At 56.9% G+C, this 15,532-nt stretch carries 16 protein-coding genes and 1 other annotated feature; of the genes, 14 read left to right on the forward strand and 2 right to left on the reverse strand.

Annotated elements, in window-relative coordinates:
• The first annotated feature begins 174 nt into the window (after positions 1–174).
• Positions 175–269: a sequence feature (Trp leader region), on the forward strand.
• A 149-nt stretch (positions 270–418) separates the two neighbouring features.
• The 5 genes from trpB (at position 419) to ABLU88_RS09725 (ending at position 4,327) form a co-directional block, all read left to right on the forward strand.
• Positions 419–1,612, forward strand: coding sequence for a tryptophan synthase subunit beta (gene trpB / locus ABLU88_RS09705; protein WP_025106281.1), 1,194 nt, complete (start codon positions 419–421; stop codon positions 1,610–1,612).
• The gene (trpA, locus tag ABLU88_RS09710; protein WP_108703466.1) at positions 1,612–2,424 is read left to right on the forward strand and encodes a tryptophan synthase subunit alpha; all 813 of its coding nucleotides are present in this window, start codon (positions 1,612–1,614) and stop codon (positions 2,422–2,424) included. The genes trpB and trpA overlap by 1 nt, the downstream gene beginning before the upstream one ends.
• Before the next feature lie 201 nt (positions 2,425–2,625).
• A complete protein-coding gene (locus ABLU88_RS09715; RefSeq protein WP_025106279.1) occupies positions 2,626–3,225 on the forward strand; it encodes a dienelactone hydrolase family protein in 600 nt (199 codons plus the stop codon).
• Positions 3,225–3,797, forward strand: coding sequence for a DUF1349 domain-containing protein (locus ABLU88_RS09720; protein WP_004851043.1), 573 nt, complete (start codon positions 3,225–3,227; stop codon positions 3,795–3,797). The genes ABLU88_RS09715 and ABLU88_RS09720 overlap by 1 nt, the downstream gene beginning before the upstream one ends.
• Before the next feature lie 137 nt (positions 3,798–3,934).
• Positions 3,935–4,327 (forward strand): VOC family protein, encoded by a 393-nt coding sequence (locus ABLU88_RS09725; RefSeq protein ID WP_025106278.1) that lies wholly within the window; start codon positions 3,935–3,937, stop codon positions 4,325–4,327.
• Positions 4,328–4,460: 133 nt separating this feature from the next.
• On the opposite strand, the gene ABLU88_RS09730 is transcribed toward ABLU88_RS09725, so the two are convergent.
• Together ABLU88_RS09730 and ABLU88_RS09735 are read right to left on the reverse strand one after the other, a co-directional pair.
• The gene (locus ABLU88_RS09730) at positions 4,461–5,069 is read right to left on the reverse strand and encodes a DJ-1/PfpI family protein (RefSeq protein WP_025106277.1); all 609 of its coding nucleotides are present in this window, start codon (positions 5,067–5,069) and stop codon (positions 4,461–4,463) included.
• Positions 5,070–5,258: 189 nt separating this feature from the next.
• Positions 5,259–5,885, reverse strand: coding sequence for a DUF1062 domain-containing protein (locus tag ABLU88_RS09735; RefSeq protein ID WP_014229435.1), 627 nt, complete (start codon positions 5,883–5,885; stop codon positions 5,259–5,261).
• A gap of 366 nt (positions 5,886–6,251) precedes the next feature.
• Between ABLU88_RS09735 and ABLU88_RS09740 the strand changes: the two genes are divergently transcribed.
• The 9 genes from ABLU88_RS09740 (at position 6,252) to ABLU88_RS09780 (ending at position 15,532) form a co-directional block, all read left to right on the forward strand.
• Complete coding sequence (locus ABLU88_RS09740; RefSeq protein ID WP_025106276.1) at positions 6,252–7,271, forward strand: LacI family DNA-binding transcriptional regulator; 1,020 nt, start codon at positions 6,252–6,254, stop codon at positions 7,269–7,271.
• Positions 7,272–7,557: 286 nt separating this feature from the next.
• On the forward strand, positions 7,558–8,511 hold the full coding sequence (locus ABLU88_RS09745; RefSeq protein WP_014229437.1) for an ABC transporter substrate-binding protein: 954 nt from the start codon (positions 7,558–7,560) through the stop codon (positions 8,509–8,511).
• Between the two features lie 65 nt (positions 8,512–8,576).
• The gene (locus ABLU88_RS09750; RefSeq protein WP_025106275.1) at positions 8,577–10,109 is read left to right on the forward strand and encodes a sugar ABC transporter ATP-binding protein; all 1,533 of its coding nucleotides are present in this window, start codon (positions 8,577–8,579) and stop codon (positions 10,107–10,109) included.
• On the forward strand, positions 10,096–11,115 hold the full coding sequence (locus tag ABLU88_RS09755) for a ribose ABC transporter permease (protein ID WP_064374663.1): 1,020 nt from the start codon (positions 10,096–10,098) through the stop codon (positions 11,113–11,115). The genes ABLU88_RS09750 and ABLU88_RS09755 overlap by 14 nt, the downstream gene beginning before the upstream one ends.
• A 77-nt stretch (positions 11,116–11,192) precedes the next feature.
• On the forward strand, positions 11,193–12,563 hold the full coding sequence (locus tag ABLU88_RS09760) for a hypothetical protein (RefSeq protein WP_025106273.1): 1,371 nt from the start codon (positions 11,193–11,195) through the stop codon (positions 12,561–12,563).
• Complete coding sequence (locus tag ABLU88_RS09765) at positions 12,560–13,480, forward strand: carbohydrate kinase (protein WP_025106272.1); 921 nt, start codon at positions 12,560–12,562, stop codon at positions 13,478–13,480. Before ABLU88_RS09760 ends, ABLU88_RS09765 begins: the two co-directional genes overlap by 4 nt.
• Before the next feature lie 239 nt (positions 13,481–13,719).
• Complete coding sequence (locus tag ABLU88_RS09770) at positions 13,720–13,860, forward strand: hypothetical protein (protein WP_004851064.1); 141 nt, start codon at positions 13,720–13,722, stop codon at positions 13,858–13,860.
• Between the two features lie 314 nt (positions 13,861–14,174).
• Entirely contained in the window at positions 14,175–14,966 is a 792-nt protein-coding gene (locus ABLU88_RS09775) for a phospho-2-dehydro-3-deoxyheptonate aldolase (protein WP_004851066.1), read from the forward strand.
• Between the two features lie 14 nt (positions 14,967–14,980).
• Entirely contained in the window at positions 14,981–15,532 is a 552-nt protein-coding gene (locus ABLU88_RS09780; protein WP_004851068.1) for a glycerol-3-phosphate responsive antiterminator, read from the forward strand.

A 15,532-nucleotide genomic window follows, 5' to 3' on the forward strand; every position in this document is an offset into this window, starting at 1 on the left:
TGTGATGGCGTAAAGCAATCTGGCGCGTTACGCCTGCCCTGGCCGGAAAAACGGCAACGATTCATTCTGCGTGTCAATTATTATGTCGTTGACATTGATCTACAGAACTAGTTTACTGGTACAAAATAAATTCCTGGGTAGTGAACAATGCAACACGTAAACAATATGAATTTGCACGGCTGGTGGCGTACTTCCCGATAACGGGCAGTATCGCTACGTCTGCAGTTTGCACACCGATACCCGGCCCGCCAAAGCGCGGGCTTTTTTTCGTCCAGATTTTACGCCTACGGTACATCTACCGTAGAAAAAGCAGCCAGGAGTCGCTGCGCAGTACCTGATTTCACTTCACGTGCAGCGTCCTCTCCGGAATCAATAGACCCCGAATCATCAGGCACTGCGCATACAACAAGGAGCAATAATGAATACCTTACTCAACCCCTACTTTGGCGAATTCGGCGGTACGTACGTTCCGCAGATCCTCGTCCCCGCACTACGCCAGTTAGAAGAGGCGTTTGTTAGCGCCCGCGAGGATTCGCGCTTTCAGGCTGAATTAACCCGGCTGCTGAAAAACTATGCCGGTCGTCCGACGGCGCTGACCCGATGCCGTAATCTAACACAGGGTACCCGCACAACCCTGTATCTCAAACGTGAAGATCTGCTGCACGGCGGCGCGCATAAAACTAATCAAGTGCTTGGCCAGGCGCTGCTGGCAAAGCGTATGGGTAAAACCGAGATTATTGCCGAGACCGGCGCCGGTCAGCACGGCGTGGCCTCGGCTCTGGCCAGCGCGCTGCTGGGCCTGAAATGCCGCATCTACATGGGGGCGAAAGATATTGAACGTCAGTCGCCGAACGTCTTTCGTATGCGCCTGATGGGGGCGGAGGTGATCCCGGTGCACAGCGGCTCATCCACTCTGAAAGATGCCTCGAATGAAGCGCTACGCGACTGGTCCGGAAGCTATGAGACCGCCCACTTTATGCTGGGCACCGCCGCTGGCCCGCATCCTTTCCCGACTATCGTACGCGAATTTCAACGCATTATTGGCGAAGAGACCAAAGCGCAGATCCTCGAAAAAGAGGGTCGCCTGCCGGATGCGGTTATCGCCTGCGTTGGTGGAGGTTCCAACGCCATCGGCATGTTCGCTGACTTTATCGATACGCCCCAGGTCGGGCTGATTGGCGTTGAACCCGCTGGCCTGGGGATTGAGACTGGGGAGCACGGCGCGCCGTTGAAACACGGACGTACCGGCATCTATTTCGGTATGAAAACGCCTCTGATGCAAACCGATGACGGCCAGATCAAAGAGTCCTGCTCCATTTCCGCCGGCCTCGATTTCCCGGCCGTCGGGCCGCAGCATGCCCATCTGAACAGTATTGGCCGCGCAGAATACGTTTCGGTCACCGACGATGAAGCGCTGGCGGCATTTAAAATCCTGAGCCGCGCGGAAGGCATTATTCCGGCGCTTGAGTCATCCCACGCCCTCGCGCACGCCTTAAGAATGATGCGCGACAATCCGCATAAAGAGCAGCTGCTGGTGGTGAATCTCTCCGGCCGCGGCGATAAGGACATCTTTACCGTGCACGACATTCTGCAAGCGCGAGGAGAAATGTGATGAAACGCTATAACGATATGTTTTCGCAACTGCAAACTCGGGGAGAAGGCGCGTTCATTCCCTTCGTGATGCTCGGCGACCCGAATCCGGAGCTGTCGCTGCAGATTATCGATGCGCTGATCGAGGGCGGAGCCGATGCGCTGGAGCTGGGGATACCGTTCTCCGATCCGCTGGCCGACGGCCCGACAATACAAAACGCCGCCCTGCGCGCGTTTGCAGCCAACGTCACCCCTGCGCGCTGCTTCGACATGCTGGCCACCATTCGCGCCAGGTATCCGGCGCTGCCCATCGGTCTGCTAATGTACGCAAACCTGGTGTATAACCGGGGAATCGAGACGTTTTATGCCGCTTGCGCCCGTGCTGGCGTCGATTCTGTACTGGTAGCAGACGTCCCGTTCGGAGAGTCGGTACCGTTCCGCGAGGCTGCGATGCGCCATAATATTGCGCCCGTTTTTATCTGCCCGCCGAACGCTGACGATGAGCTGCTGCGACACATTGCCGCTCACGGCCGCGGCTACACCTACCTGCTGTCGCGCGCGGGCGTAACCGGCGCGGAAAACCGCGCCGCGCTGCCGCTGGAGCATCTGGTCTCTAAGCTTGGTGACTATCAGGCGCCACCGGCGATTCAGGGGTTTGGTATTTCAACCCCGGAACAGGTGGCGGATGCCATGAAAGCGGGAGCCTCCGGGGCTATTTCCGGCTCAGCAATCGTGAAAATCATCGAACAACATAAGGACGATCGGGAGGCGTTACTCAGTCGGCTGAAGGCTTTCGCCCGCAGCCTGAAAGCAGCCACCGTCAGGCTAACATAGCGCGGGGTTAATGCGGCAAAATGCCGGTGATGATTAATATCAATCACCGGCAATATCGCCTGACCGCTGAGGAATGAGCAGGGTATGGCGTAAAAAGCGAGCTTGCTGCTCTGACCTAAGTGCTGCAAAATTTAGCCAGGTTTCCCGGATACCATCATTCGGCCATCTGGCAATCCTCTTTTATCCGACCGAGGCGCATTTATGTTACCTGATTGCGATAAAGCCATCGTCCTGCTGCATGAAATCTACGGCATCAACGCGCATATTCAGCGATCCGCCGCGACCTGGCGCAGCCGCGGCTTCGATGCGTACACGCCAGCGCTTTTCCCTCACTCTGCGCCGTTCGCCTATGAGCAGCAGGAGCAGGCCTGGCGCCACTTTTCCGATAACGTCGGATTTGATACCGCCGCCATCGTGTCGCTGCTGGCCGAGCTAAGAGCGAAATACGGCACGCTAATCCTTATCGGCTACAGCGTGGGCGCCACCTTAGCCTGGCTGGCCGCCAGAAGCGGACTCTGCGACGGTGCGGTTTGCCACTACGGTTCACGGATCCGCCAGTACTGCGATGCGGCGCCTCCGTGCCCAACGCAGGTGATTCTCGCCCGCCATGAGCCGGCGTTCGATCCCCGCGCCCTGCAAAACGAGCTGGAGAAATATCCCTCCGTGGCCTGCCGGATGTTCAATGCGCAGCACGGCTTTTGCGATGCCGACAGTCCGGCGTGGGATGCGCGCCTTGCGCAGCAGGCGGACGAAGACACGCTGCGGTTTTTAACGCTTATTCAGCAAAGACAGGAGGCCTGATGCATCAGATATTTCAATGGATTAACGAACCCGCGACATGGTCAGAAGAGGACGGCGAACTGCGCGTCGTCACCGATGCGCAAACCGACTTCTGGCGCGAAACCTGGTACGGGTTTGAGCGTTTTTCCGGGCATATCTACGCCACGGAAGCCGCGGGGGACTTCACCTTTCAGGTAAGGGTGCGAGCAGATTTCAGTACGCTGTATGACCAGGCAGGGATCATGTTAATGCAGGACGCCAGGCGCTGGATTAAGGCCGGTATCGAGTACAACGACGGCGCGCCCGCTATCGGTAGCGTACTGACGCAGGGAACATCAGACTGGGCAACCGGTATTTTCCCGGGCGACCCCGGTGAGTTCTGGCTGCGTCTGACCCGCCGCGGAGAAGCGCTGCGCCTGCAGTATTCAACGGATGGCCAACTGTGGCCGCTGCTGCGGCTGTGCCCTTTTCCGGGCGGCGCGGCGAAGGTCGGCATCATGTGCTGCACGCCGCAGCGCAGCGGCCTGCGGGTTACTTTCGACCAGATATCACTGCTGCCGCCGAATGATAAAGATTTGCACGATCTGAGCTGAGCAGTCGGCTCGCGCGCGGGCAAAATCGCTGAAGAATCGCGACGGAGGTATGATTTCTGGCTCCTCGGGCTGCCCGTGCTCGCGCCTTGCTGCTAGATTGGCAGCAGCAACCTTCAGGCGAAAAATGAGGAGGAGTCATGTTTTCCTACATCATGCTCGGCACTAACGATCTGCCGCGCGCGATTCGTTTTTACGACCCGTTGATGGAGATGCTGGGGCAGCCCCGGAGCGGCCGCAGCGAGCAAGGCGCATCGTGGGGGACATTCAGCGGAAACCGCACCATCGGGCTGTGCGTTGGCAAACCGTTCAACCAGCAACAGGCAACAGCGGGCAACGGCGCTATGGTGGCCCTGAACGCACGTTCGGTTGAGCATATTCAGCAGTTGCATCAGCTGGCGCTACGCCTGGGAGGAAGTGATGAAGGCGCCCCAGGACACCGCCCGCAGTACGGTGAAGGTTTCCACAGCGCCTACGTCAGAGATCCGGACGGCAACAAGCTGGCGTTTGTTTATTACGCAAACACAGACTAAGCCCCACGCCGGAAAGTTAAGGCAGGGTTAGCGCATGGCGAAACCCTGCGCATCTCTCAATATCGCGACGGATGCTCTCAGCCAGATGATTCGATTTCGGCAAATGGCCATGCAAATCGCGGCCTTGTCTGCATCAGCCTTCCGTAAACATTCCCGACCTGAACGTCTCCCTCATGGCTTCGATCTCTTGCTGGCGGGCCGCCTTTAAGGCAGACAGCATATTGCAGGTAAAATCCACAAAGCCAACGCCGTTGGCAGTCACCAGGTTACCGTCGCGAACAGAAGGCACGTTTCTGTACCGCGCGGCGCCGCTGTAGGCTGACCCCGCCCGGCTCTGCAGGTAGGCCAGCCCGTTCGAGGTGTGGTCGACATCATTGAGAAAGCCATGCGCGCCAAGAAAGGCCGAAGCGTCGCATATCGCGCCTACCACAATCTGCCGGGCCTGCGCTTGTTCTACCAAAGGTACAACCCGCCGGGCCTCCTCTCCCCACCAGTTCATTCCGCCCACCAGCACCAGCGCGGCGTAATCATCGGGTATCGTCTCGAAGGTATAATCCGGCAGGCAGCGCACCCCGCCAATTGACCTCACCGGCCCCTCATCGGCAGCCACGGTTCTGACTTCGTATCGCGGTTCCCATACGCCAAACCCGCGGCGCAGCCCCGGTGCCAGCAGCGCGAACTCCCAGTCGGCGTACTCCTGGATGAGGACAAACAGCACTTCTTTACGCGTATCCATAGACATCGCACTCTCCTTTTATTAACAGAATTTGCCGTCGCAGCATCCGGGGTACCGATGGACACTATCGCCGTACTGCCGCCAAAAACTGTATAAATTCACAGTATAAAAGGCAAGGCTATTTTGCCCCTTGCGGCAACCCGAATCGATTTTTGCGAGTCAGCTCCCCGGATAGAAAACTATCCGGGGCAATGGCTATCGTCTCCCGCGCGCTGAGCCCGCGTTTAATGAAATAGGCCTGCGCGCCAGGAGAACCTCCCTCGTGATGTACAGCGTATATCCCTCCGGCCGCAGCCTGGGCGCCCGCAGTTCTTTCAGCGTAATACCGACGATATCTCCCGATTGAAGACGTTGACGGATCGCGCTACCGCTAAGCCGCAGCGCTCGTCTCAGGACCGACAGCAGGCTGGTCTGAAAGGCGCGCGTGACTCTGACATCCACCCTCACCTGAGAAGCGCGAACAAGGTTGATGCGCCAGCGTTCCTGAACCACAAAGTCAGGCGTACCCGATAGCGCCGCGCGATTACGCCGCAGAACGACCGGATCGTGAGAGTAAGCCTCGACGGCAGATTTATCGTTAGCGATAAGTCGCGCGTAGAGCTGCGGATTGATTTTGCTGACGGGCAAACGCGAGAACAGGCTGATGTTCCAGGTATACGCGCAGCGCACGCACTTATAGATACTCCAGACATCGAGCACTTTTTTTTGCGAGTTGACCCGGAAGGCGCCGGACGGGGTGAAATCCTGCTGCCCATGACAGGCGGGGCAGCGCTTGCTAATCAGCTGATAGCCGACTGGCCTGACGTTCCATGTAATTTTCATGGTGAACCTTTTTTTAACCCATACAAAAGCGGATCCGTCGAAAACGGACCGTGATTTTTGCGATGTGAAAAATATTTAGAGAATACTTTTCAGTGGGTTAAAAAAAGATTTCCAACGCGACGACCCTGTCTGACCGTGAATGAATGCGTTCAAGAGTAGCAAAGCGGCAAGCGGGCTAAATATGCATTAAATCAATAAATACATAGAAATCATTCACAAACGACGTTGTTTACCTTCTGTTCACAAAACGAGAAGCGGCTCACTGATCAAACAAACCTAAACGTTTATGTTTAGTCTCATAAACGTTTAGGTCAAGGAAATAGCCGTCTGTATCGCGGGTAATTTCATAAATGCAGAGAGCGAAATATGCGTAAAGCAACGATGCGGGATGTAAGTGAAGCGACGGGATTTTCTATGTTTACCGTTTCACGCGCGCTAAACGGTGGCGATGGCGTTGCTGACGACAGCCGGGAGCTGATTTTAAAAGTGGCGCGAGAACTCGGCTACGTACCTAACCGCGCGGCCCAGGCGCTACGCCGCTCAAGCAGAGACTCGGTGGCGGTGATTACCGCCCATGCCTCGAACTCTTACTACCTCAACCTGATGTCCGGTATTCAGCAGATGCTGCAGCCGTCGCAGTGGACCGTAGTGCTTGGCGATATCGCGGTCAACGGTACCTACGACCGCGCGCAGGAAGATCGCATGATTAACCGCCTGATCGAGTCGCGAATGGCCGGGATCATTTCGACGGTGACGCTTCAGCCGGAAAGCCTGAGCCTGCTGGCGAAATGGGATATTCCGGTCGTCTTCGTTGACTCACCTCCCCGCGGCGAGCACAACTTTCCCAGCGTCACGACCGACAATTATCAGGCCAGCCTGCTGGTGGGGAACCATCTGGCGCAGCACGGCTATAAAAGCTGGCTGCTCCTCATCTACCCGGACCGCTGGACCACGCGTTTTGAACGCGAGCGCGGTATTCGCGAGGCCGCAGAGCGCTGCGGCGCAACGCTTGAAGTTGTCGAAACGGAGAACGACGCGCAGTCGGCTGCGGACACCCTGAGCCGATACCTGGACCGCCAGACATCGCTGCCGGACGCGCTTATTGCCGGTAACAACCCTATTCTGCTGGGTTCACTTAAACAGCTTCAGCAGCGCCAGATAGCCATCCCCAACGATATGGCGCTTATCGCCTACGATGAATTCGACTGGGCGCCGCTATTAAATCCGCCGCTAACGGTGCTCAATGAAAACAGCGAAGAGATTGGCAGGCAGTCGGCTGAAATGCTTATCCAGTTAATTAATCCGGAAGGAAAAGGAGAAATTAATACCCAGCGTAAAGTTCCCGCCGAACTGGTTATTCGCCAGTCCTGCGGCTGTAGAAAATGAATAACTATTAAAAAGATTGCTGACAACGTACCGCCCGGACGGCATTGCCCGGCGGCGCTTCCCCTGCACGGGCCGACAGAAACGGCGCTTGCGGTTTTCGTCGGCCGGGTAAGGCGCCACCCGACAAAAAAGCGGGCTACGGCGTGCTATACGCGCTCATCATTTTAGCGATGTAAATAACGGCTGAATTTCAGTCGCTACCGAAAAACAACATCAGGGGATTATTTCTGAGGCTTCCCCACACCTGGCCGTACCTTATACCACACGATAATGAAAGGAGCAGAATATGACCAAACTTCGCAAAGCATGGCTGGCTGTCGCGGTTAGCGCGGTAATCACCACCATGACAGGGTTTATTCCCGCAGCCAGCGCCGCGCCGCAGGATGGCAAAAAAATCTCCCGCATCGGCTTAATGGTGCAGGACATGTCCAACCCCTTCTTCTCGGCAATGGAAAGGAACGCTAAGCAGGCCGCGGCGCAAATCGGCGCAACCCTTAACGTACAGGATGCGCAGGTCGATCTGGCAAACCAGAACACGCAGATTGACGCGTTTATTCAGCAGAAAGTGGATCTCATTATTATTTCCGCCGTCGATGAGTCCGGGATCGAGCCGGCCATTCAGCGGGCAAAAGCCGCCGGAATTATCGTTATCGCGGTCGATACGCCCGCGAAAGGCGCAGACGCGGCGATCATGACCAACGCCATCCAGGCCGGGGAAACCTCCTGCGAATACCTGTTCAGCCAGATGGGCGGCAAAGGCAAAGTGCTGCTGGTGGATGGCACGCCGATTCAGACCATTATCGACCGCATCAAAGGCTGTAAAAACGTCGCGCAAAAATACCCGGATATCAAAATCGTCGGCCAGCAGGCATCGCGCAACGACCGCGCTTCCGGCCTGATGGTGACCACCGACATGCTCACGGCCAATCCGGACGTCGCCGGTATTTTCGGCATGAACGATCCTTCCGCGCTCGGTGCGGTACTGGCCGTTGAACAGGCGGGCAAAGCGGGCGCGATCAAAGTTACCGGCGTCGACGGTAGCCCGGAAGCGGTTGAAGAACTTAAGCGCAGCGGCTCGCCGTTTATCGGTACCGCAACGCAAAATCCGGGCGAAATGGTGCGCCAGGCCATCACGCTTGCTCAGGATATGGTCGACGGCAAACCGATCGCCTCCCATACCGTCCTGATCCCCAGCGTACTGGTCACCCGCGATAACGTCGACAGCTATCCGGGCTGGTAATCACTTCGTCACTTTAAGAGGCAAAAACGGGATGACGCTCAGGTTCATCCCGGAGGGCAAAGACAATGGCCGATACAACATCACCTCCCTTGCTCAGGCTGGAAGGGATTTCAAAACGCTACGGCGCGACCCTGGCGCTGAACAACGTACGCTTTGATTTATTCGCCGGAGAGGTCCATGCCCTGATGGGGGAAAACGGCGCGGGCAAATCCACGCTGATGAAGATCCTCTCCGGTAACGAGCAGCGCGATAGCGGCGTTATTTTTATCGACGGGCAGGAGATTGATATTCGCACGCCCAGGGATGCCCGCAAATATGGCATCGCCATTATCCACCAGGAGCTGAATACGGTTCCCGATATGACGGTGGCGGAAAACCTGTTTCTCGGCCAGGAACCGACCGCTTTCGCCGGTATTCTCGATCGCAAACGGATGCACCGGGAGGCCAGAGAGAAGCTGGATCGGATTAACGCGGACATCGACCCGCAGGCGCCGCTCGGCTCGTTGAGTATCGGGCGTCAGCAAATGGTCGAGATCGCCCGCGCCGTCAGTGAAAACGCCAAAGTGCTGGTGCTTGATGAGCCGACCGCCGCCCTGTCGCGGGCGGAGACTCTCCAGCTATACCGGCTGATCGAGCAGATGCGTCAGGATGGCGTCGGGATGGTCTATATCTCGCACCGCATGGAAGAGGTATGGCAGCTGGCAAACCGGGTCACGGTCTTCAGGGACGGCACGTGGATCGGCACGGAAATCCTCGGCAACGTCTCAACCACCGATATCGTCCGCATGATGGTCGGCCGGCAAATCGTCGATCTTTATCAGCACGAGCCGCGTACGCCCGGCAAGGTACTGCTGGAAGTCAGGGACCTGGCAGGCAGTGCGACCGGCCCGGTCTCCTTTGAGGTCAACGCGGGCGAAGTGGTCAGCATGTCCGGTCTGGTGGGCTCCGGGCGAACCGAAGTCGCTCGCCTGCTCTTCGGCGCCGACCCGCGCACCCGGGGAAGCGTGCGCATTGACGGCCGGACGAGCAATCCGGTAGACCCCACCGCCGCTATCGCCGACGGTATCGGGATGGTGACCGAAGACCGCAAAACTCAGGGACTGTTTCTGGGGCATTCGGTTGAGCACAACATTGATATCAGCTCGCTGGATAACTTTGTCGCCGGCGGCGTGGTGAAACGCAAGACGATTCGCGCCGCCGTCCTTGAGCAGATGCGCAGGCTGCGGCTGCGGGAAAATGCGGTTGAACTGCCCGTCAGCGCCCTGTCCGGCGGAAACCAGCAGAAAGCGGCGCTGGCGCGCTGGCTGCTGCGCGATTCGAGGCTGCTTATTCTCGATGAACCGACCCGCGGCGTGGATATCGGCGCCAAAAGGGAAATCTACGAACTGATCGACAAGCTCGCCCGCGCCGGGAAAGCCATTTTGGTGATCTCCTCCGATTTACCGGAGGCCATCGGCATTAGCGACCGCGTGCTGGTCATGCGCGGCGGGCGAATCGTTCATCAGTTACCCTCGTTTTCAGCCACGGAAGAAGAAGTGATGCTGCACGCAACAGGAACCTTTACCAGTCAATCCGGAGAATGCCATGGACAACAATAAACCTGTGACGGAACTGCCGGTCAAAGCGCCGTTTGATTTTGCGAAATGGTGGGATCGGGTGGGGATCTTAATCGTTCTGCTGGTGCTGCTGATCCTGATGTCCACCCTCGCGCCAAACTTTAACCGCGTCGATAATCTGCTGAATATCGCCCGCTCGATTTCCGTCAACGCTATTCTGGCGGCGGGCATGACCTTCGTCATTTTAACCAGCGGCATTGATTTATCCGTCGGGTCAATCGTCGCCGTTTCCGGCGTAGTCTCAGTGGTCGCGGCGATGGCCGGGCTCCCTGCGCCGCTGGCGATTCTGGCCGGCGTTGGCGTGGGCGCGCTGTGCGGCCTGCTTAACGGCGTGCTCACCGCCTATCTCGCTCTCGCGCCCTTTATCGTCACTCTCGGCACCATGACCTTCCTGCGCGGTATGGCCTACACCATTACCGAAGGGCAGCCTATTGTGTCGAGCAGCCTGAGCTTCCGCGAGCTGGGAAATGGCTATCTTGCCGGTATCCCCGTGCCGGTCATTATTATGCTGATTGTTTATCTGCTGGCGTGGTTCATTCTTGAGCGCACGCGGTTCGGCCGTCATATCTATGCCGTCGGCGGCAACGCCCAGGCCGCGCGCCTGGCCGGCGTACGGGTCAAACGCGTGCTGGCGGCGGTCTACATGATTGCCGGCGTCTGCGCGGGTCTGGCGGGAATTATCTTCGCCGCCAGGGTGATTTCCGCCCAGCCCACGGCGGGTACGGGATATGAGCTGGACGCCATTGCGGCGGTGGTGCTGGGAGGCACCAGCCTCGCCGGTGGACGCGGGCGGATTATCGGCACCCTGATTGGGTCGATTATTCTTGGCGTACTCAGCACCGGCCTGATTCTGCTGAGCGTGCCCTTTTTCACCCAGCTATTGATTAAAGGCATCGTCATCATTCTTGCCGTGGCGATTGACGGGCTGAAGCAGCATCCGGAGCTGTTTACCTTCTGGCGGAAAAAAGAGATCGCCCGTACCCGCTAGCTTTCCCTGACGCTTTGTTTATCCGCCGCGCTGGCGGCGGGTCTTCGCACGCTTAAATTTTAATGGAGTATACCCTCATGACATATCACATTACGCTGACGGACCCGATGAACGGTACCCGGGATCGCGAACCGATTACGTTTACTCTCCCGGAGAAACTGCAGGAGCCCCTGTGGTGGGCGATTACCGACGAGGATGCGCGGATCCTGTGCCAGCGCCTTGAGCAGGAGTCGTCGGCAAGCCGTACCGCTTTTATCGCGACGGTCAGCTTCAGCGGGACCCTCAAGATGCGGCTTGACCGCCCGCTCACGGCGGCGGAAGTCGGTGAAATCGCCGGTATCCACCGGCTGCCTGGCCGGGAAAAGGACTGTTTTGTCCGTCTCAATACCGGCTGTTTCGATCTGGAAATGTGTCGGGGAACCGCCCAGGGCGTCGGTGCATCCAAGTGGGGGCTGCGCCATTTTCGCGCGCTGCAGGACAACGTCGAGCTGCTTCCTTCCGGAAATAACGCCATTGGCGGGTTTTACGGCCCGTTTTTCACCCCGGAAAATGGGCTGATAAACCCGCCGGAGCATACCCTCGTTGATATTGAGATCCTCGAGGAAGGCCCGGTCTATCATCACTACCGCATGCGCGGCGCGATCCCCGACGGATTATTACCGGAGCTGCGCGGTAAACGTTTCTCCATCGACTGGAAATTTAGCTGGAACACGCCCTGGTTTCAGCGGCGCTACTGCGTAGATGATTTTTCAACGGTGATTAACGGCCGTTCGGTGACCAACAAGATCACCGTCGGCGACGAATTTGAGAGCGGCCCGGGAAAACTGCTGTTCGATCGCTTCGCGGCGTACGGCGGCACCCGCTATCGCGCGGGCGACCCCTATGCCGAAGAGCTGGTCGCCATGGTGGCCAATACCGTCACCACCTCGGAAAACCAGAGCCCGAAATTTACCGAATTCCGCGAACAGCTCGCCGATATGGCCTCCGCCCACTGGGATCTCTACTGGCGGATGTTCTGCCGCTGGGAGAACGTGCTCGATGAGGCGGAGATTCGCGAACGGCTGAGCCAGGTTCGCGCCCGGGCGCATCGCAGAGCCGATCTCACCGAGCGGGAATGGCTGCTGACCGATTCGCCCGTTGACGTTTCCGCCGTCGCGGATGAAACCATCTTTCCCGGGCCGGCCAGTAAAACCGTCGAGTATGATTCAGCGAGCGGCCGGGCGATGATCTGGTGGACCTCCCGCCCCTCCGGCGCGTTTCAGATAGTCCAGCGCCGCCAGTCCGGATGGGTTAACTGGGGCAGCAACGGCGAAAACGAGTGTCCGGAGCTCCCCGTCGGCGTCGATATCAAGACCGCCTGCGGACGTTTTGCCGAAAACTGGATGCAGGTAGCCGATCGGCTGGAAACCCCGCCGGCGGTCGCGGTGAGCCAGGGAGAAAAGCCATGATCCTTTGCTGCGGTGAAGCCCTCATCGACATGCTGCCCTGTCGGAGCCGCGAGAATGCCCCCGCCTTTACTCCCTGCGTTGGCGGGGCGGCGTTCAATACCGCCGTCGCCCTGGGTCGCCAGGGGATGGCGGTCGCGCTGTTTTCCGGTTTATCGGACGATTTTATGGGTGACATGCTGCGCCACACGCTTGACGCCTCCGGCGTGGATTATTCGCCCTCAACCCGCGCGCCGCTGCCCACCACCCTCGCCTTCGTCAGGCTGGTAGGCGGTCAGGCCCGCTATACCTTTTACGATGAGAATAGCGCCGGTCGAATGCTGACTGAAAACGACCTGCCGACGCTCGGGGATGACGTCTCCGCCGTTCTGTTCGGCTGCATCAGCCTGATCGCCGAACCGTGCGGCAGCGTTTATGAAGCGCTGATGGTAAGGGAAGCGCCGCGTCGGGTGATGTTCCTCGACCCTAATATTCGTGAAATTTTCATCCCGGACCGGCAGAAACACCTGGCGCGCATGAGGCGCATGATTGCGCTGGCGGATATCGTCAAGCTTTCCGATGAGGACCTCGCGTGGTTTGCCGAACCCGGCGAAGAGCATGAGGTGATAGGCCGCTGGCTGGCGCGGGGGCCGAAGCTCATCGTGGTCACCCGCGGCGCTGACGGCGCTGATGCCTGGACCGCTGATTTTCATCTGCATGTGCCCGCTATTCGCGTAGCGGTGGCCGATACCGTCGGCGCGGGCGATACGGTGAATGCCGGTATTCTCGCCAGCCTCTCGCAGGCCGGGCTCCTGGAGAAGGAGAAACTAGTGACACTGTCACGCGAGCAGGTTCGCCAGGCGGTGGATCTGGGGATGCGCGCCGCAGCGGTGACGGTTTCCAGGCCGGGCGCTAACCCGCCCTGGGATCATGAACTCTGAAGACAGCGGACGCCCTGTCAGCAAGCGATAGCCAGATGAGGGTCTGAAACAGCATTTATTGACGGACCCTTATCCTGATTTATTTTGTATATGATTTGAGTCCCAATTATTGAATGAAAGCTAAACCAGCTTCATTTATTCATGGGTTATTGCCGACTAATCCATTAATATCAGCTAATTAGATCGTCATTCAGTTTCTGTCGATCCCGTTAACAGACATCAGGGACAGGACGTCAATAATGAAAAACAATCCATGGTTCGTGCGTTTGCGTAATACCTCTATTCCGCAGCATAAGCTGCGTCCGGCGAAATGGCTGGCGCTGATTGCCCTGCTGCTGCTGCTGGCGCAGTTGACGATAGAGTTTTTACTCTTAGCATAAGCACAATAAAATCGGCTGTTGGTGTTCAAATTCGCAAGCGCCGATAAGATTAAACTCAAGTTTAATTCGTGATAAGCATCTCAGTTTATCAACAACGGCTAGACAGAAAGAACGCCGGCATGCTAGTAATTAATTCAAGCAAGGGAACGGATTTAAATTAAACACCATTTAAACCCTACCCGTCAGGCTGAAAAATTAATTGATAATGGTTTGGATTACTGAACGATTATCAAAAGGGTAAGTGAATCGAAGGCCCTCAGAGACGAAAGTCTCTGAGGGCCTTTTTTGTTTTTTTCTATCTCAGGAGTCAAAAAATGTCTAAAGAACGTCGTCTCTCTCGCATTTTCGCAAAAGATGGTAAATCCGTCACGCTGGCGCTGGATGGCTACTATTTTTCAAGCAAAACAAATGGTATTGATAATACGATAAATCAGCTTCCGGCCCTTGTTGAAAGCGGCCTGGACTGCGCGCTGGTCACTTATGGCATGTTGAAAAATTTCCGCGAAGTTTTCAATTGCGTTCCCGTTGTATTACGCGTCGATAGCACAGTGAATATTTTTGATAATACCGTTCCCGATACGACCCCCGTCTTTTCCATTGAGGATGCGCTGAAAGTGGCTGCGGAAGGCGTGGTGTGCATGACCTTCCCCGGCGCGTTCAATGAAGAGAAAACGCACATCATGGCGATGCAGCTGGCGCAGGCCGCCGATCGCTGGAACGTGCCGCTGATCGTGGAATCCCTGCCGTACGGCTATCCCGTGACCAGCGACGACTCCAACAACCCGGCCGTTATCGCCGCCTCGGCCCGCATCGCCGTAGAGCTGGGGGCTGACGTGATCAAAACCCGCTTTACCGGTACCGAAGATGATCGGCTTATCGTCGAAGCGGCCGGCGTGCCGGTACTCGCGCTGGGCGGCCCGAAAACCGGCATCGACGGTTATTTTAAATTTGTGCAGCACTGTATGCAGGTGGGTGCAAAAGGCGTGGCGGTGGGCCGCAATATTACTCAGGACCCACAGCCGGCAAAAGTAGTAGCAGGTCTGAACGCCATCATCCATGAAAATGCCACAGCGGAAGATGCCTACAGCCTCTACATGGCTAAATAACATCGGATATTAATATGTTCTTAAATAACACCATCATTCCTTCCGTCAGAAAATATAAACATTTTGAACAGGCGTTGGCCTGCGCATCAGAATACGTACTGCTGTCCGAAGCAAATATCGGCAACCTGCAATCGCTGATTGGCAAATGCCATCAGCGCGGCAAAAAAGTGCTTATTCACCTGGAGCTACTGGGCGGTTTTAAACCCGACCAGGCGGGGATCAGTCTGCTCAAAAATTACTACAAGGTTGATGGTGTTATTTCGTCCAATCTCTCGGCCCTACGCTATGCCAAAAAAGAGGGATTGTTAACTATCTTCCGGGTATTGCTCATCGACTCGCGTTCGCTGGATCACTCCATCGATATTGTTAAGCATAACCCGCCAGATGCTATTGAAATCCTACCTGCTGAATATGCCTGCCAGTGTCTGGAATTGATTAGCCGGAATTTAAAAGGCTTTGACGTGATATTCATCGCCGGAGGCTTTGTAAAGCGGAAATACCTTGTAGATAAAATTTTCCATGCCGGATTTAAAGGCATTACTACCAGCGAACCCGGTTTATGGTAA

This window comes from Klebsiella sp. GW_Kp182, from assembly GCF_040062275.1.
In the GTDB taxonomy this organism is placed as follows: domain Bacteria; phylum Pseudomonadota; class Gammaproteobacteria; order Enterobacterales; family Enterobacteriaceae; genus Klebsiella; species Klebsiella michiganensis.